19 protein-coding genes and 1 pseudogene are annotated in these 23,441 nt (G+C 70.3%); 15 read left to right on the top strand and 5 right to left on the bottom strand.

Annotation, left to right across the window (positions count from 1 at the left end; all coding sequences use genetic code 11):
• Positions 1-9: 9 nt before the first annotated feature.
• The 6 genes from aroB (at position 10) to E4J16_RS06590 (ending at position 6,001) form a co-directional block, all read left to right on the top strand.
• On the top strand, positions 10-1,833 hold the full coding sequence (gene aroB, locus E4J16_RS06615; protein WP_136313574.1) for a 3-dehydroquinate synthase: 1,824 nt from the start codon (positions 10-12) through the stop codon (positions 1,831-1,833).
• Complete coding sequence (locus tag E4J16_RS06610) at positions 1,830-2,387, top strand: shikimate kinase (protein ID WP_136313573.1); 558 nt, start codon at positions 1,830-1,832, stop codon at positions 2,385-2,387. The genes aroB and E4J16_RS06610 overlap by 4 nt, the downstream gene beginning before the upstream one ends.
• A gap of 4 nt (positions 2,388-2,391) precedes the next feature.
• Positions 2,392-3,078 (top strand): FMN-binding negative transcriptional regulator, encoded by a 687-nt coding sequence (locus E4J16_RS06605; protein WP_136194385.1) that lies wholly within the window; start codon positions 2,392-2,394, stop codon positions 3,076-3,078.
• A gap of 875 nt (positions 3,079-3,953) precedes the next feature.
• Positions 3,954-4,517 carry an elongation factor P gene (gene efp, locus E4J16_RS06600; protein ID WP_136194386.1) on the top strand — a complete coding sequence of 188 codons (564 nt, stop codon included), beginning with the start codon at positions 3,954-3,956 and terminating at the stop codon, positions 4,515-4,517.
• A 6-nt stretch (positions 4,518-4,523) separates the two neighbouring features.
• Positions 4,524-5,057, top strand: coding sequence for a transcription antitermination factor NusB (nusB, locus tag E4J16_RS06595; RefSeq protein WP_136313572.1), 534 nt, complete (start codon positions 4,524-4,526; stop codon positions 5,055-5,057).
• Between the two features lie 197 nt (positions 5,058-5,254).
• Positions 5,255-6,001, top strand: a complete 747-nt coding sequence (locus E4J16_RS06590; RefSeq protein ID WP_136313571.1) for an L-ribulose-5-phosphate 4-epimerase — start codon at positions 5,255-5,257, stop codon at positions 5,999-6,001.
• Between the two features lie 143 nt (positions 6,002-6,144).
• Here the strand turns inward: E4J16_RS06590 and E4J16_RS06585 are convergent, their stop codons facing one another.
• From E4J16_RS06585 to E4J16_RS06565, 5 genes are all read right to left on the bottom strand, one after another.
• The gene (locus E4J16_RS06585; protein WP_136194389.1) at positions 6,145-7,539 is read right to left on the bottom strand and encodes an MFS transporter; all 1,395 of its coding nucleotides are present in this window, start codon (positions 7,537-7,539) and stop codon (positions 6,145-6,147) included.
• Between the two features lie 60 nt (positions 7,540-7,599).
• Positions 7,600-8,547, bottom strand: coding sequence for a sugar kinase (locus E4J16_RS06580; protein WP_136194390.1), 948 nt, complete (start codon positions 8,545-8,547; stop codon positions 7,600-7,602).
• 149 nt (positions 8,548-8,696) lie between these two features.
• Complete coding sequence (locus E4J16_RS06575) at positions 8,697-9,581, bottom strand: L-ribulose-5-phosphate 3-epimerase (RefSeq protein ID WP_136313570.1); 885 nt, start codon at positions 9,579-9,581, stop codon at positions 8,697-8,699.
• Positions 9,578-10,246: an orotidine 5'-phosphate decarboxylase / HUMPS family protein gene (locus tag E4J16_RS06570; protein ID WP_136313569.1), complete on the bottom strand. Its 669-nt coding sequence runs from the start codon at positions 10,244-10,246 to the stop codon at positions 9,578-9,580. Before E4J16_RS06570 ends, E4J16_RS06575 begins: the two co-directional genes overlap by 4 nt.
• 15 nt (positions 10,247-10,261) lie before the next feature.
• Positions 10,262-11,254, bottom strand: coding sequence for a phosphotriesterase family protein (locus tag E4J16_RS06565; protein ID WP_136194393.1), 993 nt, complete (start codon positions 11,252-11,254; stop codon positions 10,262-10,264).
• A gap of 256 nt (positions 11,255-11,510) precedes the next feature.
• On the opposite strand from E4J16_RS06565, the gene E4J16_RS06560 reads away from it, so the two are divergent.
• The 9 genes and pseudogenes from E4J16_RS06560 to pyrF all read left to right on the top strand — a co-directional run bounded on the left by E4J16_RS06560 (position 11,511) and on the right by pyrF (position 23,396).
• Complete coding sequence (locus E4J16_RS06560; RefSeq protein WP_136194394.1) at positions 11,511-12,467, top strand: sugar-binding transcriptional regulator; 957 nt, start codon at positions 11,511-11,513, stop codon at positions 12,465-12,467.
• Between the two features lie 495 nt (positions 12,468-12,962).
• Positions 12,963-13,382 carry a DUF4357 domain-containing protein gene (locus E4J16_RS16215; RefSeq protein ID WP_204520015.1) on the top strand — a complete coding sequence of 140 codons (420 nt, stop codon included), beginning with the start codon at positions 12,963-12,965 and terminating at the stop codon, positions 13,380-13,382.
• Positions 13,383-13,972: 590 nt separating this feature from the next.
• A complete protein-coding gene (locus tag E4J16_RS06550; RefSeq protein ID WP_136313568.1) occupies positions 13,973-14,854 on the top strand; it encodes an SDR family oxidoreductase in 882 nt (293 codons plus the stop codon).
• Between the two features lie 62 nt (positions 14,855-14,916).
• Positions 14,917-15,507, top strand: a complete 591-nt coding sequence (pyrR, locus tag E4J16_RS06545; RefSeq protein WP_136193012.1) for a bifunctional pyr operon transcriptional regulator/uracil phosphoribosyltransferase PyrR — start codon at positions 14,917-14,919, stop codon at positions 15,505-15,507.
• Positions 15,504-16,509, top strand: a pseudogene (locus tag E4J16_RS06540) (aspartate carbamoyltransferase catalytic subunit). The gene pyrR and the pseudogene E4J16_RS06540 overlap by 4 nt, the downstream one beginning before the upstream one ends.
• On the top strand, positions 16,506-17,843 hold the full coding sequence (locus E4J16_RS06535) for a dihydroorotase (RefSeq protein ID WP_136313567.1): 1,338 nt from the start codon (positions 16,506-16,508) through the stop codon (positions 17,841-17,843). Before E4J16_RS06540 ends, E4J16_RS06535 begins: the two are co-directional and overlap by 4 nt.
• On the top strand, positions 17,840-19,168 hold the full coding sequence (gene carA, locus E4J16_RS06530; protein WP_136193015.1) for a glutamine-hydrolyzing carbamoyl-phosphate synthase small subunit: 1,329 nt from the start codon (positions 17,840-17,842) through the stop codon (positions 19,166-19,168). The genes E4J16_RS06535 and carA overlap by 4 nt, the downstream gene beginning before the upstream one ends.
• Complete coding sequence (gene carB / locus E4J16_RS06525; protein ID WP_136313566.1) at positions 19,168-22,503, top strand: carbamoyl-phosphate synthase large subunit; 3,336 nt, start codon at positions 19,168-19,170, stop codon at positions 22,501-22,503. Before carA ends, carB begins: the two co-directional genes overlap by 1 nt.
• Positions 22,500-23,396: an orotidine-5'-phosphate decarboxylase gene (gene pyrF / locus E4J16_RS06520; RefSeq protein WP_136313565.1), complete on the top strand. Its 897-nt coding sequence runs from the start codon at positions 22,500-22,502 to the stop codon at positions 23,394-23,396. Before carB ends, pyrF begins: the two co-directional genes overlap by 4 nt.
• Positions 23,397-23,441 lie beyond the last annotated feature (45 nt).

The following is a 23,441-nucleotide window of genomic DNA, read 5'->3' as shown; positions in this document are numbered from 1 at the left end:
CCGAGAGTCATGCCCCCTCTCCACGACGACAGGGCGGACCGACCCCTGCCCGCGACCATCGACCCGGATCGTCTCCCGCTGGTGCTCGTAGGCCTGCCGGGCTCCGGCAAGACGACTGTCGCCCGCCTGCTGGCCAATGCGCTGGGCGTGCAGGTGACCGACACCGATGCGGAGATCCGGCGTCGTGCACGAATGACGATTCCGCAGATCTTCTCCGCCGAGGGGGAGGCGGGCTTCCGGGAGCGGGAGACGCGGGCGCTGCGGGCGGTGCTGACCGGTGAGGCGGCCGCGCACGGGGTGGTGGCACTCGGCGGTGGTGGCGTCCTGCGGGAGGAGAATCGCCGCCTGCTTCAGGGCAGGGAGGTCGTTCACCTGGTCGCCAGCCCGGCCACCGCCGCCGCGCATGTGGGTGACGGGCGGGGACGTCCTCTGATCGACCGGTCCGGCTCCGACGCCGCCGAGGCCGACGGCGAGGGCGTCGACGCCGATGTGCTCGCCCGCATGGAGGCACTGCACGCCGAGCGTGACGCCCTGTACCGGCAGGTGGCCACGCTCAGCGTGCCCACCGACGGGCTCACTCCCGAGCAGGTCGCCGCCCTGGTGCTGGTCGCACTGGGCGCGGGCCCGTCCCGGGCGGCCGCCGCGCTGGGACGTGGCGGCGCCGCGAGCGCGGCCGCGCCGGGCACGTTCCGGCAGACGCACGAGGACGGCGTCACCCGCATCACCGTCCCGGGCACCTCCGGCGGCCGCCCCTACGAGGTCGTCGTCGGAGCCGGGCTCGCCGAGGTGGTGGCCGGCGCCGTCGCCGCGGCCCCCGGCGGTGGAGCCGGCGGGGTCGCGATCGTGCACGCGGATACGGTCGCCGCCAGGGCGACCGGCTACGCGCAGGCACTGTCCGCCGGGGGCCTGCGGGTAACCTGCATAGAGGTGCCGGGCGGGGAACGCGCCAAGCATGCGGCGGTACTCAATGACATCTGGGAGCGGCTGGGCTCCTTCCGTATGGGGCGCGACGGCTGCCTGGTGGGGGTGGGTGGCGGTGCGACCACCGACCTGGCCGGCTTCGCTGCGGCAACCTGGCTGCGGGGCGTGCCCATCGTCCAGGTGCCCACCACGCTGCTGGCGATGGTGGATGCGGCCGTGGGCGGCAAGACCGGTATTGACTCCGAGGCCGGGAAGAACCTGGTTGGGGCGTTCCATCCGCCCGCCGCGGTGATCGCCGACCTGGAGGCGCTTGGAACACTGCCCGTGCCGGAACTGCGCGCCGGCCTGGGGGAGGTCGTCAAGTGCGGGTTCATCGCCGACCCCGCGATCCTGGACCTGGTGCTGGCGGGGTCCGCCCCGCCGGATGCGTGCTCACCGGTGGTTGCGGAACTGGTGACCCGCTCGGTGGCGGTCAAGGCCGCCGTCGTGGGTGAGGACCTCACCGAGTCCGGGCTGCGGGAGATCCTCAACTACGGGCATACCTACGCCCATGCCGTTGAGAAGGTCACCGGCTACGGCTGGCGGCATGGGGAGGCGGTCGCGGTCGGCTGCGTGTTCGCCGCTGAGGTCTCTCACCGGTTGGGGCGGCTGAGCGCCGCAGCGCTCGCGCTGCACCGGCGCGCCTTTGCGGCAGCCGGCCTTCCGATCGCCTTTCCCGAGGGCGCGGACGCATTCGAGGCCCTGCACGCGGCCATGACCGCGGACAAGAAGGTGCGTGCCGGCAGGATCCGGATGGTGCTGCTGGACGACGTCGCCCATCCCGTGCGCGGGGTGGTGCCCGACCTGGAGGTGCTGCGCTCGGCCCACGAGGCGGTCACGCGGGCTCCCGCGGGCCGGGGAGCGTCGGCATGAGCGCTGCCGGCGTGGTTCTGCTCGGGGCGCCGGGTGCAGGCAGCTCCAGCGTCGGGGCCGCACTGGTGCGGTCCACGGGTGGTGTGCTGCTGGACGTTGTGGATGACGCTGCGCGCGCCCTGGGCACGACCCCCGAGCTCGCGCTGGTGGCCGTGCCGGAGGAACGCTACCGGGACGCGCTGGTCGGCGTCGCGCTGACCGCTATCGGCAGGGCGGCGGCCGATGGTGCGGTAGTCGCCCTCGGGTCGGGTTGCCTCGGGGACCGGCGGGTCCAGGACGCCCTCAGGCATGCGGTCGCGGCCGGCGTGAACCTCATCCACCTCACCGCCACGCCCCGGCGCCTGGCCACTCGCAACGGACTGGATGCTCCCCGGTCCGTGGCCCTGGGCAACGTCCACCAGGCCTTCGCGCAGATGCTGCGCGAGCGCGAGGAGGAGTGTGCGCGCGTGGGCGCCGTCGTCGTCGACACCACCGACACCACGCCTGCGCAGGCCGCTGCCGCGGTACTGCGGCTGGTCGGCCTCGACCCGGCCACGGGTGGCGCCATAGGCTGAGCACATGTATGTGCCCAGGCACTTTGAGCTTCCCGATGACTATGCCGCCGAGCTGCTTGAACGGCCCCGGCGGGGCAACCTGATCACCGTGCACGCCGACGGGCCGGCAGCCACGCTCGTGCCCTTCTACCGGGACGCCGAGCGCGGCACGCTGGTAACCCACCTGGTGCGCAACAACCCGCAGGTGCGTGAGCCGATCACGGGCCCCGGCATGGTCATCTTCGACGACGTCGACGCCTATGTCTCTCCCCGCTGGTATGCCACCAACGAGGTCAAGCCCAACGTACCCACCTGGGACTACATCACCCTGCACGTGCGGGGGCCGGTGCGCATCGATCCGCGCCCCGAGGCGGCGCTTCGAGTGGCGCGCAGGCTCACGGAGCTGTATGAGTCCGACGACGTGCTCGCGCCCATCGGCGAGGAGAAGCTGGAGCGTATGGCCAGGGCGATCGTGGCCGTCGAGGTCGGTATCGAGCAGGTGCAGGGCAAGGCGAAGATGAGCCAGAACCGGCACCCCGACGACATCCGCTCGCTTGCCGCCGAGCTGGCGCGCCGGGGGCATGCGCGCATGGCCGAGTACCTGTTGGAGGTGTCGCTGCCGTACGCGCAGCAGCGCTACGCCACGCTCGCGCGGCTTGGCGAGGTGCACGCCCTGCGCGAGGACGTCAAGGACGTCACCGAGATCGGTTGATCTTACGTGCCGAGGTCGGTCGATATAACGGCTCTTCCGGTTTGAGGGTGTGGTGCTTCCGGCGTGGTGGCTTCGGTCCGGGTTGCGTTGTTCGCGGTGGTCGTGGTTGGGGCGGATGACGTCGGTGTGGGGCTGGTGGGGTCGTGCTCGGTGGGTGCTGGTTTGTCGAGAACGTCCTCTTCATCCCCAAACCCTCCACGTTCGGGAGGGTTTGGGGCTTACGAGGACGTGCTCGACCGGCGCAGGTCGTTGTCGGGCGCACAAGGACGTTTTCGGGCCGCCGAGGACGTCGTCGGGCCGGCGAGGTCGTGCTCGGGCCGGCGAGGTCGTGCTCGGGCCGGCGAGGGCGTCCTCGGCCCGGCAGGGGCGTCTTCGCCGCGGCCGGGCGGAGTGCTCGAGGACGCGGGTTGAACCTCCACGGCGCCGGCTCACCACGCCAGAACGCCTGGCCTGGCTGCGCTTGGCTGCCGACGGCTCCGGCGCCCAGGAGCGGGACCGCCTGCTGCGCCACCTCCCGGTCTACTACGCCACTTCGCCGTCTGCTACGCCACTTCGGGGTTAACAACGCCAGTTAACCGTCTGCTGAAGGGCTCCGGGCCATACAGCAGAACGTTAAGTAGCGTTGTTAACGTCCAACCGGCGCAGCAGACACCCCACGCCACCCCACCCCACGCCATGTCCCAGGACATCGGCAGCACTCCTGCCGCAGCCCGAGACACCACACCCCCAAACCGGAACAGCCCGATATGGCGGAGCGCCGGTGCGAAGGCCGTGACCGGCATGACAGCCGGCGCCCGGGGGAGTGGCTGGATGATGGCGGTAGGCTTAGGCAGTCTGAGACTTCCAACAATCCTCTAGCGAGATAGGAACCGCACGTGGCAACGACGAACGACCTGAAGAACGGCATGGTGCTGAACCTGGAGGGCCAGCTGTGGCAGGTGGTCGAGTTCCAGCACGTCAAGCCGGGCAAGGGCCCCGCCTTCGTGCGCACCAAGATCAAGAACGTCCTTTCCGGCAAGACTGTGGACAAGACCTTCAACGCCGGCCTGAAGGTGGAGACCGCCACCGTTGACCGCCGCGACATGCAGTTCTCCTACAAGGACGGCGACGACTTCGTCTTCATGGACGTCAAGACCTACGAGCAGACGTACGTGTCGGCCGACGTGGTCGGGCAGGCCGCCGACCTCATGCTCGAGGGACAGGACGTGATCGTCGCCTTCCACGAGGACACGGTGCTGTTCGTGGAGCTGCCGGCCGCCGTCGTGCTGACCGTCTCCCACACCGAGCCCGGCCTGCAGGGCGACCGCTCCTCCGCCGGCACCAAGCCCGCCACCCTGGAGACCGGTGCCGAGATCCAGGTCCCGCTGTTCCTGAACATCGGCGACAAGGTGAAGGTTGACACCCGCTCCCGGTCATACATCTCCCGCGTCACCGACTGACCGCCGATGACCGAATCCATGCCGGTGGTGCCCGAGGCCGACGCGGATCCAGTGTCTTTCGACGACGCCGAGTCCGCGTCGGACCAGCACCCCAAGTACCCGATCACCGCGCGCACCAAGGCACGCAGGCGAGCCGTGGAGGTCCTGTTCGAGGCGGACCAGCGCGGCATGCTGCGCGGCGACTCCGGTGCGCAGATGCTGCGGGAGCTCGCCGCTGAGCGGGCGCTGCGCTCCGCCAACCAGACTGAGGCACCCGCGTACACGCGCACGGCCCTGGCGGGCGTCGCCGATCACCTCGCGGAGATCGACGAGACCATCGAGACCTACTCCCACGGCTGGGTGCTGAGCCGCATGCCCGCCACGGACCGGGCCATCGCCCGCCTGGCCACTTGGGAGATCGTCTGGAACGACGACGTGGACGCGCCGGTTGCCGTCGACGAGGCGATCACGCTCTCCCGCATGCTCTCCACCGACGAGTCACCCCGCTTCCTCAATGGCCTGCTGGGCCGTATCGGAGACCTCGCCGACACGCTGCGCTGAGAATCGAGCACGCTGACCGCTCGGCTACGTATTGCGATCGGCACTTGCAGCGCTTCGAATCCGCAGGAAACGACACCGCCCCCACCATGCACGAACGTGCGGTGGGGGCGGTGACTGTTTGCCCCGCGGTGGGCACGATTGCCATGACGATACAAGTTGGCCGGCAGCGGGCCGGCCCGTCACGAAGGAGTGCTCTCATGGCTGAGAAGACCGAGCGGATTGTGTTGGCTGATTTGGATGTGGATGTGCGTGAGGCGGTGGCTGGTGCGCGTGAGCGGGTGGCGCGTTTGCATGGGGAGCTGGTTCGGTGGGGTCTGGTGGTGTGGACGGCTGGGAATGTGTCTGAGCGGGTGGTGGTGACGCGTGCGGATGGGAGTGTGGAGGATACGGGGTTGTTCGTGATTAAGCCGTCGGGGGTGGCGTATGAGGAGCTGGCGGCGGACAACATGGTGGTGTGCACGCTGGATGGGGACAAGATCGAGGACGGCACGCCGGCCTCGCTCACGCCGTCGTCGGATACGGCGGCGCATGCGTATGTGTACCGGCATATGGGGCATGTGGGTGGGGTGGTGCACACGCACTCGACGTATGCGACGGCGTGGGCGGCGCGGCGGGAGCCGGTGCCGTGTGTGCTGACGATGATGGCCGATGAGTTCGGGGGTGAGATTCCGGTGGGTCCGTTTGCCCTGATTGGGGATGATTCGATTGGGCGGGGGATTGTGGAGACCTTGTCGGGGTCGCGGTCGCCGGCGGTGTTGATGGCGAATCACGGCCCGTTCACGATCGGGGCTGATGCGCGGGCGGCGGTGAAGGCCGCGGCGATGTGTGAGGAGGTGGCGCGTACCGTGCATATCGCGCGTCAGGGTGGCGAGCCGGTGCCGATTGAGCAGGGGATGATCGACCGGCTCAACGACCGCTACCAGAACGTCTACGGCCAACACTGACGGCGTGCGGCGGCACTCGTACGTCGTTGACAACCAGCCAGAACGCCGTCGCCCCCGGGATCACTTAGATCCGGGGGCGACGGCGTTCTGGCTGTGGTCAGTGCCGACGGCGGCGGCGCGCCGCCGCCGGCAGCGTGAGGTGCTCAGATGTCCTCAAGCGAGGCGCCCTTGGTCTCACGGGCGAACAGGTAGACCACGCCACCCAGGAACAGCAGCACCGCGAAGATGATGAATGGCAGGAACACCACCTCTGGGCTGAGCTCGGAGGAACCGACCAGCGCGCCAACGAAGTACGGTCCCACCACCTTGGCGATGGCGCCGATCCCGTAGCCCAGACCCAGCCCGGTGGAACGTGCCTCGGTGGGGAACTGCTCGCCGCCGAAGGCGTTGAGGATGCCGAAGGCGCCGTCGCCGAACATCATCACGATGAAGATGCCGGCGAAGAACACGTAGCCGGCGTTCCCGATCTCCCCGCCGGAGGAGACCATCCGGGTGGAGAAGGCCGCGACCAGGGCGCCAATGGCACCGATCATGCCGCAACCGAACATGGTCCAGCGCCGCCCGATCTTGTCGGAGATCCACGCCGAGCCGAGGCGGCCCAGCAGGTCCCCGAGCGAGACGAACATGAACAGCGTCGCCACCGTGCCCGCGGGGAACTTGAATGACTGCCCCAGCAGCGTCTGCCCCCAGGATTGCACCGTGAAGGAGCCCATGATGAAGCAGAAGGAGCCGACGGCGACCACCAGCAGCTGCTTGGGGTACTTGGAGAAGATCACCCCGTAGGAGGCGGAGGACTTCTGCGGCAGCTCCGGCAGTTCCGCGACCTGCTCCACCGGGATCTCCATCGCCCAGGCATAGGCCTCCTTCGCCTCCCGCTCACGGCCGCGCGACTGCAGGAACCGGGGCGACTCCGGGATGATGCGGGCCCAGGCGAGCAGCACGATCGGGACGCAGCCGACGGCGATCAGGCCGCGCCAGCCGAGCGCATCACCGAAGTACTTGGTCACCAGCCCACCCAGGAAGATGCCGGCAGGAATGAACACACTGGTCAGGCCCGCCAACAGCCCGCGCTGCTTGGCGGGCACGAATTCCTGGACGAAGGGCACGGAGGTGATGTTCAGGCCGCCGACGCCGAAGCCCACGCCGGTGCGCAGGATCGTCAGCAGGATCCAGCCGTTCACCGGTGTGAAGGCGGACGCGGCCGTGAAGACCACCAGGACGACGATGCACCAGATGAAGGCGTGCTTGCGGCCGAACACGTCCGCGAGCCGCCCCCAGGTCACCGACCCGAGGACGGTGCCCAGGCCGGCGCCGGCAAGGATCACGCCGGAGTGGAAGCCGGTCAGGTTCCAGCCCGGCGTCTCAATGAGGAGGTTGACGATGAATCCGATCAGGAACATGTCGAAGAACTCCGACACGTTGCCCACGATCGCCATGCCGATCAGGGACTTCTGGTGGCCGGTAAGGCGATGGTTGTCGATCTGTTCCGGGGCGCTGCGCCCCGACGGCGCGCTATGCGCCACTGCTTGTGTACTCATGCTTGTTCCGAATCTGAGAGTCTTGAGGTTGCCGCCGTATCCGCGGCGGCGGTGAGGTGCTCAGCGGACGATGTCCGAGCTCTGCAGGGTCTGCAGCTCGCCGGGGCGCACATGGGTCAGGTCGCCGTGGTGCGTCAGCGCGATCTGGGCGACCTTCGTGCCCATTTGGATGCCCTTCTCGACGTCGTCGTCGAGCCAGCCGTGCAGGGTGCCGGCGACGAAGGAGTCGCCCGCGCCCGGCCGGTCGATCACCGGCACCGAGTGGATCTCGAAGGCACGGTCCTTGTCCGCCGTCGACAGGTAGGTCCCGGCGCGCCCATCGGTGGAGACCACCGTGGGCACGCCCATCTCCTCGCGCAGCGCCCGGCAGGCCGATACGCCCGGCTTGTCGATGCCGAACACCACGCGGGCGTCGGTGCGCGAGCAGAACAGGATCGAGGACTCTCGGGCGATCGGCTCGAGCGTCCGGCGCGCCTGCTCGCCGCTCCACAGCAGGGAGCGGAAGTTGACGTCCAGGGCGACGTCCACGCCCCGCTCGACGGCGGCGTCGGCGAAGTAGCGCACGACCCTCGCGGTCTCGGGCGTGAGCGCGGCGGTAATACCGGTCAGGAAGACGACGCGGGTGTCCAGCAGGGCATCCCAGTCGAATTCCTCCGGCGTGATGGTGCGGAAGGGCGTGTGCAGCCGGTCGTAAGTGACCTTGCCCGGCAGCGGGAACTCGCCCGGCTCCAGGAAGTACAGGGCCACCCGGCCCTCCTCCGTCATGACGGTGTGGCGGATATCCACGCCGACGGCGGAGTACTCCAGGGCGATGCGGTCGGCCAGCTCGCCCTTGGGCAGCTTCGACGCCCAGGCGGTGGAGCGGCCGAGCTCGCTGAGCAGTCCGGCAACGTTGGCTTCGGAGCCGGCGGCGGTCATGCGCAGCGAGCGGGCTGTGGACAGCCGCTCGCCACGCTCACAGGTGAGGCGGATCTGCCCCTCACCGATGGTGGTCAGGTCGTACGTCATTGTTCGGGTCCTTCTGGTTGGCTGGGTTCAGCCGCGAGTGCGGCGGCACGGCTGCCTTTCTGGCTGCAGCCGCAGGGGTAGTCGAAGATGGTCAGGGGATGACGGCGTTGTGCCGCGTGCGGCTCGCGTCGCGAGTCGCCTGGAGGCGCTCAGGGCTGCTGGATGGCGATGCCGGCGCCGGCGGCCTTGCCCTCAATGAACTCGCGCGCGGCCACGCAACGGGCGACGGAGTCGGGCGCGTCGTCGTTCCACATCTCAATCATGAGCCTGCCGGTCCAGTGCTGGGCGGCGAGCAGCTGGAAGGACTTGTCCCAGTCGACGATGCCGGTTCCCATTTCCACCCTTCGGGGCTCGCCGCGGCGCACGTCCTTGGCGTGCATGGCCACCATGTGCCCGCGGCCGGCGCCGAGCTCGACGGCGGGGTCCAGCCCCTGCTCGGCGATGTTGCCGAGGTCGGGGTAGACCTGCAGGTAGGGGGAGCCGACGGCGTCGACGAACTCCATGGCCTTGCGGATCGAGGTCACGTCGGTGCCGTCGACGTTCTCGATCCCCATCACCACCCCGAGGCGAGAGGCCAGGGGGACGGCGTCGGCCAGCAGCTCGCCGTACCAGCGTTCGGCGTCCGGGTGGGGGTCCTCGTAGTAGGCGTAATAGCCGGCGATCTGGATCACGGGGGCTCCCAGCTCATGGCACAGTTCCAGGCCGCGGGCCATGACCTCGCGGGCCCGACGCCGCACCTCGGGATCGGCCGAGCCCGGGCCGATGCGCCGGTGCACCGACAGGCACACCCCGCCGATGCCGGTGCCGACCGACTCGGCGGCCTCACGCACCATGCGGCACTGGCGTGGCCCCCACTGTAGGCGGGCCTCCCGCTCCGGGGACTCGTCCACGGACAGGTCCAGGAAGGAGTAGCCGGCCTGCGGCACCTGGGCGAGGAAGCTCGCCCAGTCGTCGGGGGTGGCCAGCGGGTTGCCGACCAGGGCCTTCTCGTAGATGCCCAGGCGGATACCGTCGTCGAGGGAGGTCACGCTCATGACCACACCTCGTCGATGGCGTCGCGCAGGCCAGATGCGGCGGCGGCCGGATCGTCGGCGCCGACGATCGAGCGGCCGGCGATGACGATGCCGACTCTGCGGCCCGCGAAGGCCGGCAGGTCCGCCACGTTGATGCCGCCGGTGACGGTGACCGTGAAGCCCATGCCTGCCAGCTCATCGACCCGGTCCATGTCCTCGGCCTTCCAGGACAGGTCGCCGGCGGCCTCGCGGTCGCGGGACCGCTTGACGATGACGTGCTGGACGCCGGCGGCGCGCCAGGCGCGGGCCCGCTCCGGGTCATACCACTCGTCGGCCAGCTCTACCTGTACCTCGCCGTCGAACTCGGCGGCGACCTTGCAGACCTGCTCGATGGTGGTCATGGAGGCGCCGGCCACGCAGGAGACCAGGTCGGCGCCGGCCTCGAAGGCGAGGCGGGCGATCTTGGCGCCGGCCTCCGCGATGCGCACGTCGGCGAGGATCTGCTTGTCCGGGAACAGGGCGCGAATGTTGCGCACCGCGTGGTAGCCCTCGCACAGGATCAGGATGGTGCCGCACTCGATGACGTCGACGTACGGCGCCGCCTGCTGCAGGGGGCCCAGCGCGCTGGGCTGGTCCAGGGTGTCCAGGGCGATCTGGAGCCTGGGTGTGTTGCGGGGTTCGCTCATTTCAACTCGCCTCGCTCAGCCGGCCAGGGGCTCGAAGGCGAAGAAGGTCGCGGCGTTGTTCACCAGCAGGTCCTGGACGTAGTCGGGGTCGAAGCCCTCGTCGTCGATCAGGCGCGGGCAGAACACGGCCGGGTCGTAGTCGATCCCGGAGACCGAGCCGTAGGCCTTCTGGTAGGAGGCCTTGCCCGAGTCGGTGCCGAGCAGGATCTGCTTGCCGTAGCCCTTCTCACCGAGCACCTTGATGAGGTTCACGCGGGCGTTGTCCGGCACGTACTTGATGCGGTTGGTGCCGTCCAGCTCCACGTAGGCGCCGAGCTTGGTGATCTGCTCCTGGATCCACGGGTCCCAGTTGCGCTGGATGTGCCCGATGGCGATCTTCTCCGGGGCCACGCCCTGCTCGATCAGGAAGCGGGCCTGCTCGGGACCGCAGGTGCCGGCGGTGACGTGGGTGTTGACGGGCGCGCCGGTCTCCTTGGAGGCGATGGCGACGGCCTTACCGGTCTTGACCTCCCAGTCGGTGATCTTGCCGTAGGCGGTGGCCCACTTGATGACGCCGGCGCGCACGTCGGTGCGCTTGACCAGCGGTCCCATGTAGTCGCCCGCGTCCACTCCCTCGACGATGTCGGCGATCAGCAGGTCGGCGATCTCGTTGACGGTGTACTGGTTGACCCAGGACTGGCGCCACTCGAGGTAGACCTTCTGCTGGTGGAAGCCGGTGGCCTGAATGACCTGCAGGTCGGGGACACGCTCGACGACGCGCTTGAGCTTGAGCACGCCGCGGCCGGAGGATGCCGGGCACATGTCCACGATGGTGGCGGTGGGGGCGAAGCGCTTGGAGGCGTCGACGAAGTAGCCGGCCTCCTCGACCGCCTTGTCCTCGTCGTCCAGGAGGTGGTCGGGGTCGATGTAGACCTCGCCGGCGCCGACGCGGATGAGGTGGTCGTGGGCGTTGACGACGCCGAGCGTGGACGGGTCGACGTCGCCGTGTGTGGTGCGGACGATTGCCATGGGGGTTCTCCTTCGAACGGATGAGCGGTGTACTGCACACCGGGCGGCATGTGTTCCGGCAGGTGCCGGCGAGAGGTGGCTGTCACCACCGCCTCTCACCGCCGCGGTGGTTCCACGCTAAGGCGGGACGACGCCGCCCCCAAGGGCACGTACTGCACATCCGTGCATCCATTCCTTAGGGAAGGTGGTCCTTGTAACCTGATGGTATGCGCCAACTTGTCGCCAAAACCGGGTTATCCGGCTGTAAGATGCAATTATGTGCGCCAACCTGGATCGTGAACACGCGCGGCTGCTGCTGGACATCGCCCACCTGTACTGGGACAGGGACCTCAGTCAGGAGGAGATCGCCGAGCGCCTGGGCTACTCGCGCTCCACGGTCTCACGCAAGCTGACCGAGGCCCGCCGGGTCGGGATCGTCCAGGTGACGGTCGCGCATCCCATCGAACGGCTGATGGCGCTGGAGGAGGAGCTCACCTCAACCTTCGGCCTCAAGCAGGCGCGCGTCACCGAGGTGTCCCGTCCGCTCGTTCCCGGCGTCACCCCCGACGTCGCCCGGGCCGCGGCGGAGCTGCTGCTTGAGCACTGCGGCCCGCGGTCGGTGATCGCAGTGTCCAACGGGCGGGCCGTGGCCGCCGTCGTGCATCAGATGCCAGAGCGCACCTGGCCCACCTCGACGGCGGTGGCGATGATCGGCTCGGCGGGGGAGTCCTACGACCTCGGCGACGGCGCCGACGTGTGCCGCAACCTGGCCATGCGGCTGGGCGGCCGCTACCGGTCGCTGACCGTGCCGCTGGTCTTCGACTCGCTGAACCTGGCGCGCGCCGTGCGCCAGGAGGACCAGGTCGCCACCACGCTGGAGCTGGCCGCCCGCAGCGACGTCGCCCTGACGGGCATCGGCGCGGTGGGGGAGTCCACCAGCCCGCTGCTGCGCAAGTGGATGACGCCGCAGGTGGTGCGCGAGTGCCGCCGGCGCGGCGCGGTTGCACACGTGTGCGGGCACCACCTGGACGCCGAGGGGCGCCACGTGCCCACGGCGCTGTGCGAGCGCACCCTGTGCATGGAGCCCGAGCGCCTCAAGGGGATTCCCTTCGTCGTCGGCGTGGCCGCGGGCGAGGAGAAGGTGACCGCGATCCGCGCGGCCCTGCGCGGCGGCTACCTCTCCGCGCTGGTCACCGACGAGGTCACCGCCCGCGCCGTACTAGAGGGGAACTGAGGCTCCGACCCGCAGGCGCGGCGGAACTGTCATAGTGGCTCTTCCGGTTTGAGGGTGTGTTGGGCTGGGGGTTTGTGTGTTGACGCGACGGTTCGTACCTTTGCCTGAGGGTTCGTATGTTCTGGTCGGCGATTCGTACCGTCGTGCGACGGTTCGTACGGTAGGGGTACGTAGCGTCGCCGGAAGTGCCGAAGCGTTGGTGCCAAGTGCCGAACCGTCACGCGAAGTGCCGAACCGTCAGGCGAAGTGCCGAAGCGTTGGTGCCAAGTGCCGAACCGTCACGCGAAGTGCCGAACCGTCACGCCAAGTGCCGAACCGTCACGCGAAGTGCCGAACCGTCATCCGGTGCGCGCGGGCGAACACGCCAGGCCCGCACCCCGAGCGCTCACGCCTGCGCCCGGGGGCCCGTCAAGTGGGGCACCAAGACCGCCGCCGCGCGCCGTCAATGGCGGCAGTCCCAGTCCAGCACCCAGATGATCCCAGCGGCCCCGACGAATCAGCGCAAGCCAGCACCACCCACCGACAACAACCTCACCAACCCGGCAACGACCACCCCCACCGCAGCCCCGACCCCAACCACCACACCCACAAACCGGAAGAGCCACTAATGATCTGCTCTTTAACAGCCCGTCTGGCGCTGCCTGCTTCGTGGGCGGAGCGTCTCTGAATGGGAAAGGCGCATGGAAGGACCGCCAGGGGCGGAATTTGAACCAGATCGAGGAGGCCGAGGTCAGGAAAGCAGTACAAGAGCGGCGATTAACGGGCTCTTCCGGTTTGAGAGTGGGGCTCGGGGAGTGCGGGTGGGCAGGCGCGGGTGGCGTTGGCGTTGGGCGGTGGATGGTTGGCGGGTGGTTAGGGTCCGGTCGGGTGGACGCCCCCGGGGGCGGCGCACGCTCAGCCATCTCACCGCCCTGACCGGACAGCGAGTTTTGCCCGATATTTCAACATTCTTGGTTTTGGGTCGAAAGAGGCCGGTCGGCTCCCACGTGCGCCGCAGGGGTCGGCGCACGTAGGAGCCGACCGCACCGTTCACCGACTGAGGTGTTTTCCGCATGATTCCGCCAAATCCCTAAAACAGCGCCACAACTGAGCGTGCGGCGCGCTCGTCGCCGGGCCCACCCGCGCACAGGTCCGGCTCCCGGCACTTGGGAACACGGCAGCGGGAACAGCCCGAGGCCGCACAGGCAGTGCACCCACGGTCGCGAACGAGCCACCGGCACCAGCACGGCCAGCACCACTCCCGCCGAACCTGGAACATCCACTGCGGCCTACGCCCAGGATCGGCCCACCAAAACCACCCCACACCCCCAAAGCGGAAGCGCCGATTAACGGTGGTCCTCGTTCGTTGCCTGTTCACTCTGGAAGCTCGCCGCAACGTTGGGGCACAGTCCGATGAGTGCCCGCCCGGGCGTACACCACTCACGCTGGCCGAGGTGCTCCGCTGGCGTCGAACCGTCGGCATGTTGTCGCGGATGTTCTCGTCGGGAGTGGGGTAGACAGGTGCCATGAGCACCACCCCCGGCCCACCCCTCGCTTCTTCCTCCGCCCGCCCGCTCACGATCGCCGTCACCGGTGCCACCGGCAAGGTCGGTGGCCGTGTCGCCGAGCTGCTGCACGACGCCGACCTGCACCAGCGCCTCCTCGTGCGTAACCCGGCGAAGGCCCCGGCCTGGGCCGACGATGTCGCCGTCGCCTCCTACGGCCAGGCCGACGCCGCCGCGCAGGCCCTGCAGGGAGTCGACCTGCTGTTCATGGTCTCCGCGGCCGAGAGCGCCGACCGCCTCGAGCAGCACAAGACCTTCATCGACGCGGCGTGCGCCGCCGGGGTACGGCACGTCGTCTACACCAGCTTCCTCGCCGCATCCCCCGACGCCGCCTTCACCCTGGCCCGCACCCACCAGGCCACGGAGGAGCACCTGCGCCAGTCCGGCATGGCCTTCACCTTCCTGCGCGACTCCTTCTACGCCGACTTCATCCCCGATCTGGCCGTCGACGGCGTCATCGCCGGCCCGGCGGGCTCCGGACGCGTCGCCGCGGTCGCGCGCGCAGACGTGGCCCGCAGCGCCGCCGCCATCCTGGCCGCCGCCGCGTCCGGTGACACCAGCCACGACGGCGCGACCTACGAACTCACCGGGCCCGAGGCCTTCACCCTGGCCGAGGCGGCGGCCACCATCACGGCCGTCACCGGCCGCCCCACCGTCTACCGGGACCAGAGCCTGGAGGAGGCCTACGCCTCCCGGCGCAGCTACGGCGTGCCCGACTGGCAGCTGGACGCCTGGGTGTCCACGTACACCGCCATCGCCTCCGGAGAGCTGGCCGCCGTCACCGACGACGTCCGCGTGCTCACCGGGCGGACGCCGCTCACACTTGCCCAGGTGCTGCGCTAACATCGCTCCGAACGACATCCTTGAAGCCCGTCCAGTGAGGCGGAGAAGGAGGTCCACGCACCGTGGCCGCAGCACAGTCCACCGGGAAGCAGATCCTCGGCGCCGCCGAGATCCAGCGCTCCCTCGTCCGCATCGCCCACGAGATCCTCGAGCGCAATCGCGGCAGCAGCAATCTGGTGCTCCTCGGCATTCCCTCCGGGGGAGTCCCGCTGGCCCAGCGCCTGGCCGCAGCCCTGGAGGTCGCCGCCAAGGAGGCCGACGACCCCGCCGGCGCCCCACCGGTCGGCACCCTGGACATCACCATGTACCGCGACGACCTCGGCCGCCACCCGATCCGCGTGCCCCAGCCCACCCGCATCCCGGGGGAGAGCCTCGAGGGCCGCACCGTCATCCTGGTCGACGACGTCCTCTTCTCCGGCCGCACGATCCGCGCCGCCCTGGACGCCCTGGGAGCCATCGGCCGCGCCGACGCCGTGCAACTGGCCGTGCTGGTGGACCGCGGCCACCGCGAGCTGCCCATCCGCGCCGACTACGTGGGCAAGAACCTACCCACCTCCCGCAACGAGAAGGTGGTCGTGTCCCTGACCGAGCTCGGCGCCGCCGCCGACGCCGTCACCATCGTCGATGCTGCGACCCAGGAGGCCACCCGATGAAGCACCTGCTGTCCGCCAAGGACCTGTCCCACGACGAGGCGGTGATGGTGCTCGACACCGCCGAGGCCATGGCCGCCACCCAGCGTCACGCCGTCAAGAAGCTGCCCACTCTGCGCGGCAAGACCGTGGTGAACCTCTTCTTCGAGGACTCCACCCGCACCCGGCTGTCCTTCGAGGCCGCCGCCAAGCGGCTGAGCGCCGACGTCATCAACTTCTCCGGCCAAGGGCTCCTCCGTATCCAAGGGGGAGTCGCTGAAGGACACCGCCCAGACCATCATGGCCATGGGCGCCGACGCCGTGGTGGTGCGTCACTCCGCCTGCGGCGCCGCCCACCTGCTGGCCCACGCCGGCTGGATCGACGTGCCCGTGCTCAACGCCGGCGACGGCACCCACCAGCACCCCACTCAGGCGCTGCTGGACGCCATGACCCTGCGTCGCTGGTACACCCCCGGCGGGCCGGCCTCCGGTTCCGCCCGCGCCGGCGACGGCGGCCCCGCCCCCCACGGCCGTGACCTTGAAGGCGCCCGCGTCATCATCGTCGGCGACGTGCTGCACTCGCGCGTGGCCCGCTCGAACGTCGACCTGCTCACCACCCTGGGCGCCCACGTCACCCTGGTGGCCCCACCCACCCTGCTGCCGGTGGGCATGGATGACTGGCCCTGCGACGTGTCCTACGACTTCGACGCCGCCATCACCGCCGTCGAGCCCGACGCCGTGATGATGCTGCGCGTGCAGCGCGAGCGCATGAGCGCCGCCGGCGGCGGTTACTTCCCCAGCCCCGGGGAGTACTCCCGCGGCTACGGGCTCGGTGCGGTGCGCCGCGCCGCCATGCCCGAGCACGCCATCGTCATGCACCCCGGACCCATGAACCGCGGCCTGGAGATCACCGCCGACGCCGCCGACGACCCCCGCTCGCGCGTGGTCGAGCAGGTCGGCAACGGCGTCTCCGTGCGCATGGCCGCCCTGTACCTGCTCCTCGCCGAAGAAGGGAACCAGCTGTGACCGCCCACCTCCTGCCCGGGGTCCGCCCCTACGGCGAGGACCCCACCGACATCCTCGTCATCGACGAAACCATCGCCGCCATCGGCCCCGACGCCGTCGCCCAGGCCCCCGCCGACGCCCACCGCCACGACGACCTGGCCGGCCTGGTGCTGCTGCCCGGGCTCGTGGACATCCACACCCACCTGCGCCAGCCCGGCGGAGAGAGCGCCGAAACCGTCTACACCGGCACCCGCGCCGCCGCCGTCGGCGGCTACACCGCCGTGTTCGCCATGGCCAACACCACCCCCGTGCAGGACAACGCCGGCGTGGTCGAGCAGGTGCTGCGCCTGGGCAACGAGGCCGGCTGGGTGGACGTTCACCCCGTCGGCGCCGTCTCCGAGGGGCTGCAGGGCGAGCACCTGTCCCAGATGGGCGCCATGGCCCACTCCGCCGCACGGGTGCGCGTCTTCTCCGACGACGGGCACTGCGTATCCGACCCGGTGCTCATGCGCCGCGCCCTGGAGTACGCCAAGTCCTTCGACGGCGTGATCGCGCAGCACTCCCAGGACCCCCGCCTGACGGAGGGCTCCCAGATGCACGAGGGCCGCGTCTCCGCCGAGCTCGGCCTGGCCGGCTGGCCCGCCGTCGCCGAGGAGTCGATCATCGCCCGCGACGTCCTGCTGGCGGGGCACGTCGGGTCCCGCCTGCACGTATGCCACCTGTCCACCGCCGGCAGCGTCGAGATCATCCGCTGGGCCAAGGCCCGCGGCATCGACGTCACCGCCGAGGCCACCCCCCACCACCTGCTGCTCACCGACGAGAAGGCACGCACCTACTCCCCGCTGTACAAGGTGAACCCGCCGCTGCGCACCGCCGAGGACGTGGAGGCCGTCCGGGCGGCACTGGCCGACGGCACCATCGACGTGGTCGGCACCGATCACGCCCCGCACCCGCGCGAGTCCAAGGACTGCGAGTGGCAGGCCGGCGCCTTCGGCATGACCGGGCTGGAGACCGCACTGCCGATCATCATCGCCACCATGGTCGAGCCGGGCCGCATGACCTGGCGGGACGTCGCCCGGGTGCTGTCTGAGGCCCCCGCCCGCATCGGCCGCCTGCACGACCAGGGTCGTCCGCTGGTAGTCGGCGAGCCCGCCAACCTGGCGGTGGTCGATCCGAGCGTGCGTCGCGTGGTGGACCCCGCGGCCCAGTGGACCCGCTCCACCAACACCCCCTACGCCGGCATGGAACTGCCCGGACAGGTCATGGCCACCTTCCTACACGGTCGGGCCACAGTCCTGGCCGGGCGTCCCGTCGAGCGAGGCACCGAGGAGATCGAGCAGAAGGAGAACGCATGAGCGCCCCCAGCACCACGGCCGCAACGGCATACGGCGGCTTCACCAGCCCGGCCCTGCCCGCCGGCGCGCCCGTTGAGCGCACCCCCGCACTGCTTGTCCTGGAGGACGGCTACACGCTGGTGGGCCGCTCCTACGGCGCCACCGGCTCCACGGTCGCCGAGGTCGTCTTCAACACCGGCATGACCGGCTACCAGGAGACCCTCACCGACCCCTCATACCACCGGCAGATCGTGGTGATGACCTCCCCGCACATCGGCAACACGGGCGTCAATGACGAGGACGGCGAGTCGGACCGCATCTGGGTCGCGGGCTTCGTGGTGCGCGACCCCGCCCGCCGGGCCTCATCCTGGCGGGCCCGGCGGGAGCTGGAGGCGGAGCTGGTCACCAGTGGCGTCGTCGGCATCTGTGACGTGGACACCCGTGCCCTGACCCGCCACCTGCGGGAGAGGGGCGCCATGCGCGCCGGCATCTTCTCCGGCACCGCCCTGCCCGACGACGTCGCCGAGCATCCCTATGCGGACCCGTCCGCGGCCGTTGTCGCACAGTGCCTGGAGGCCGTGCGGGCCGCGCCGGCCATGGCCGGCCAGGCACTGGCCGCCGAAGTCACCACCACCGAGGCCTACGTGGTGGAGCCCGGCGGCGAGTTCACCGGCCGGGAGCCGGTCGCCGTCGTCGCCGCGATCGACCTGGGTATCAAGGCCCGCACCCCCTGGCAGCTGGCCGAGCGGGGCGTGCGTGTGCACGTACTGCCGCAGTCCACGACCCTGGAGGAGGTGCTCGCCCTGAGGCCGGACGGCGTCTTCTTCTCCAACGGCCCCGGAGACCCCGGGACCGCAGACACCGAGGTGGGGCTCCTGCGCGGCATCCTGGACGCACGCATTCCCTTCTTCGGCATCTGCCTGGGCAATCAGATCTTCGGCCGGGCGCTGGGCTTCGGGACCTACAAGCTCGACTACGGTCATCGCGGGGTGAACCAGCCGGTGCTGGATCGGGCCACGGGCCGGGTGGAGATCACCTCCCACAACCACGGCTTCGCCGTCGACGCCCCCACCGAAGGTCCCGCCACGGCGCCCTTCGACTCCGGCCGGTACGGGCGCGTCGAGGTCAGCTACCTGGGTCTGAACGACGGCGTGGTCGAGGGGCTGCGCGCCCTGGACCTGCCGGCCTTCTCCGTCCAGTTCCATCCCGAGGCCGCCGCCGGCCCGCACGACGGCGAGCACCTGTTCGACCGCTTCATCCGCATGATGCACGAGCACCGCGTCTCCGCCAACGCCCCCGGCGCCGACTTGGCCAACGTCCCCAACACCCCCGAGGAGAACGCCTGATGCCCCGCCGTACCGATATCTCCTCCGTGCTGGTGATCGGCTCCGGGCCGATCGTGATCGGCCAGGCCTGCGAGTTCGACTACTCCGGCACCCAGGCATGCCGCGTGCTGCGCGCCGAGGGGATCCGCGTCATCCTGGTCAACTCCAACCCGGCCACGATCATGACCGACCCGGACATGGCCGACGCCACCTACGTCGAGCCGATCACCCCCGAGGTCGTGGAGGCGATTATCGCCAAGGAGCGTCCTGATGCCCTCCTGCCCACGCTCGGCGGGCAGACCGCCCTGAACACCGCCATGAGCCTGGTGGAGTCCGGCGTCCTGGACAAGTACGGGGTGGAGCTCATCGGGGCCCGCGCCGAGGCGATCAACGCAGGCGAGGACCGCGAGGAGTTCAAGCGCGTGGTTGAGCGCTGCGGCGCCGAGGTGGCCCGCAGCGTCATCGCCCACACCATGGACGAGTGCCACGCCGGCGTGGAGGCACTGGGCGGCTATCCCGTCGTGGTGCGGCCCTCCTTCACCATGGGTGGGCTCGGCTCCGGGTTCGCCTACAACGCCGAGGACCTCGAGCGCATCGCCGGGCAGGGCCTGGCCGACTCCCGCACCACCGAGGTGCTCCTGGAGGAGTCGATCCTCGGCTGGAAGGAGATCGAGCTGGAGGTCATGCGCGACCGCGTAGACAACTGCGTGATGGTCTGCTCCATCGAGAACGTCGACCCCGTGGGCGTGCACACAGGTGACTCCATCACGATCGCCCCGGCCCTGACCCTGACCGACCGGGAGCTGCAGAAGCTGCGGGACATCGCCATCGCCGTGATCCGGGAGGTCGGCGTGGACACCGGAGGCTGCAACATCCAGTTCGCCGTCCACCCGGAGACCGGGCGCGTCATCGTCATCGAGATGAACCCGCGCGTGTCCCGCTCCTCCGCACTGGCCTCCAAGGCCACCGGATTCCCCATCGCGAAGATCGCGGCCCGCCTGGCCATCGGCTACACGCTGGATGAGATCCCCAATGACATCACCGGCTCCACTCCGGCGTCCTTCGAGCCGGCGGTCGACTACGTGGTGGTCAAGGTGCCGCGCTTCGCCTTCGAGAAGTTCCGCGGTGCCGACCCGACCCTGACCACCACCATGAAGTCCGTGGGCGAGGCCATGGCCCTGGGGCGCTGCTACACCGAGGCGCTGCAGAAGGCCATGCGGTCCATCGACAAGGCCGGCTCGGTCTTCCACTGGGACGGCCCGGCCCCAACCCGGGAGGAGCTGCCCGGACTCATCGAGTCGCTGCGCACCCCCACCGAGCACCGCCTCGTGGACTTGCAGCAGGCCATCCGGGGCGGCGCCACCATGGAGCAGCTGTTCGATGCCACCGCCATCGACCCGTGGTTCCTGGACCAGATGTTCCTGCTGGAGGAGGTCGCCCGGTCCCTCCGGAACGCGCCCGCACTTACCGCGGAACTGCTGCGGCGTGCCAAGCGCAACGGGTTCTCGGACGCCCAGATCGCGTCCTTGCGCGGCATCGGCGAGGACACGGTGCGCGAGGTGCGGCACGCCTTCGGGCTGCGGCCGGTGTACAAGACGGTGGACACCTGCGCCGCCGAGTTCGCCGCCGACACCCCCTACCTGTACTCCACCTACGAGCAGGAGACCGAGGTGGCCCCGCGTGAGCGCGAGGCCGTCATCATTCTCGGCGCCGGCCCCAACCGGATCGGCCAGGGCATCGAGTTCGACTACTCCTGCGTGCACGCCACCATGGCCCTGTCCGAGCGCTACGACACCGTCATGGTCAACTGCAACCCGGAGACCGTGTCCACCGACTACGACATCTCTGACCGCCTGTACTTCGAGCCGCTGACCTTCGAGGACGTGATGGAGGTGTACGAGGCGGAGCTGGCGGCCGGCCCGGTGGCCGGCATGATCGTCCAGCTCGGCGGTCAGACCCCCCTGTCGCTGGCGGCCCGGCTGAAGGCGGCGGGCGTACCGATCCTGGGCACCACCCCGGAGGCCATCGACGCCGCCGAGGACCGGGAGGTATTCGGCGTCGTCCTGGAGCGGGCCGGGCTGCCGGCCCCCGCCCACGGCACCGCCCTGAGCGACGAGCAGACCCTGGCCGTGGCCGGCGCGATCGGCTTCCCGGTGCTGGTGCGCCCCAGCTACGTGCTGGGCGGGCGCGGCATGGAGATCGTCTACGACCGTGACGGCCTGGTGGACTACCTCGAGCGCGCCTCCGCGGAGGCCGGGGGCGCCTACGCCAACGGCCCGCTGCTGATCGACCGCTTCCTCGACGACGCCATTGAGATCGACGTCGACGCCCTGTACGACGGCGAGGAGCTGTTCCTCGGCGGTGTCATGGAGCACATCGAGGAGGCCGGCATCCACTCCGGCGACTCCGCCTGCGTGCTGCCGCCCATGACGCTCTCGGACACGGAGATCGCCCGCATCCGGCGCTCCACCGAGGCGATCGCCGCAGGCGTGGGCGTGCGCGGCCTGATCAATATCCAGTACGCGCTGGTCTCCGACACCCTGTACGTAATCGAGGCCAACCCGCGTGCCTCGCGCACGGTTCCATTCGTCTCCAAGGCGACCGGTGTGCAGCTGGCCAAGGCGGCCGCCCTGCTGATGGCCGGCCAGTCCATCGCCTCCTTGAAGGACTCCGGCCACCTGCCCGCCCATGACGCCTCCGTCTCCGACGCGTTCGACCCGATTGCGGTCAAGGAGGCGGTGCTTCCGTTCAAGCGCTTCCGCACGCCCGCCGGGCGCGTGGTGGACACGGTGCTCGGTCCGGAGATGCGGTCAACAGGTGAGGTGATGGGCTACGACGTCGACTTCCCCCGCGCATTCTCCAAGTCGCAGGCGGGCGCCTACGGCGGCCTGCCCAGCGAGGGCGCGCTGTTCGTGTCTGTGGCTGACCGCGACAAGCGCGCGATCGTGCTGCCCGTGGCGCGTCTGGCCGAGCTCGGGTTCACCATCTACGCCACCGCCGGCACCGCCCAGGTACTGCGCCGGAACGGCATCCCGGCCACTCCGGTCCGCAAGGTCAGCGAGGGCCGCGGTGAGCACGGCGAGCAGACCATCGTCGGATTGATCGAGTCCGGCGCCATCGACATGGTCATCAACACTCCCAAGGGGCAGGGCGCACGTGCCGACGGCTACTCCATCCGCGCCGCCACCACCAGCGCGGACAAGCCCATCATCACCACCGTGCAGGAGCTACAGGCGGCGGTGCAGGCACTGGAGGCGCAACTGGCCGGCCCGATGGGCGTGCGCAGCCTGCAGCAGCACGACGCGGACCGGCGCGCCCGCCGCGGTGGCTCCGGGGCGGCGGAGGTCCGCGCATGAGCCCGGTGCCCGCCCCGGCAGGGCGCGCCCGGCGGGACGTCCCTCCCTTCGGTGCCAGACTGGCGGCCGCGATGGACGCCAACGGCCCGCTGTGCGTGGGCATCGACCCGCACGCGGCCCTGCTGGACGCCTGGGGCCTGCCGGACACTCCGGCCGGCCTGCGGGAGTTCTCCCTGCGGGTGGTTGAGGCGCTGGGCGGGCGGGTGGCGGCAGTCAAGCCGCAGTCCGCATTCTTCGAGCGGCACGGCTCGGCCGGCGTCGCCGTGCTGGAGGAGACGCTGGCGGCCCTGCGGCAGGCGGGCACGCTCGCCATCCTGGACGTCAAGCGCGGCGACATCGGCTCCACCATGGGCGGCTACGCCCAGGCCTACCTGGCCGACGACGCCCCGCTGGCGGCGGACGCCATCACCCTCTCGCCGTACCTGGGGTTCGGCTCGCTGACACCCGCGCTTCAAGCTGCCGCGGCGACCGGGCGGGGCGTGTTCGTGCTCGCGCTGACCTCCAACCCGGAGGGTGCGGCCGTGCAGCACGCCCGCACCGCCTCGGGGCGGGCGGTGGCCGCCGAGGTGGTCGCCGGCGCGGCCGCCTCCAACGCGGCCGCTCGTGCCGCCGGTGAGCTCGGCAGCGTGGGCCTGGTGGTCGGCGCCACCGTGGGTGACGCCGTGCGCGAGTTGGACCTGGACCTGCTGGCCGCGGGCGGCCCGTTGCTTGCGCCCGGCGTGGGAGCGCAGGGCGCCGGCGCGCCCGAGTTGCAGGCGGTCTTCGGACCCGCCCGCGCCAATGTGCTCGCCTCCACTTCCCGAGGCGTGCTGAAGGCCGGGCCCACCGTAAAGGACCTGCGGGCGGCCTGCGGGAGGGCAGCGGCCGCCGCCGAGGCCGCCCTGCGCCCCTGAACGGCCCACCCGCCCGTCTTCGGCAACGGTTCCGGCGTCGGCGGC

Source organism: Actinomyces procaprae, assembly GCF_004798665.1.
GTDB lineage: Bacteria > Actinomycetota > Actinomycetes > Actinomycetales > Actinomycetaceae > Actinomyces > Actinomyces procaprae.
Note: the sequence above shows the minus strand (reverse complement) of the source record. Positions and strands in the feature narration are given on the sequence as shown.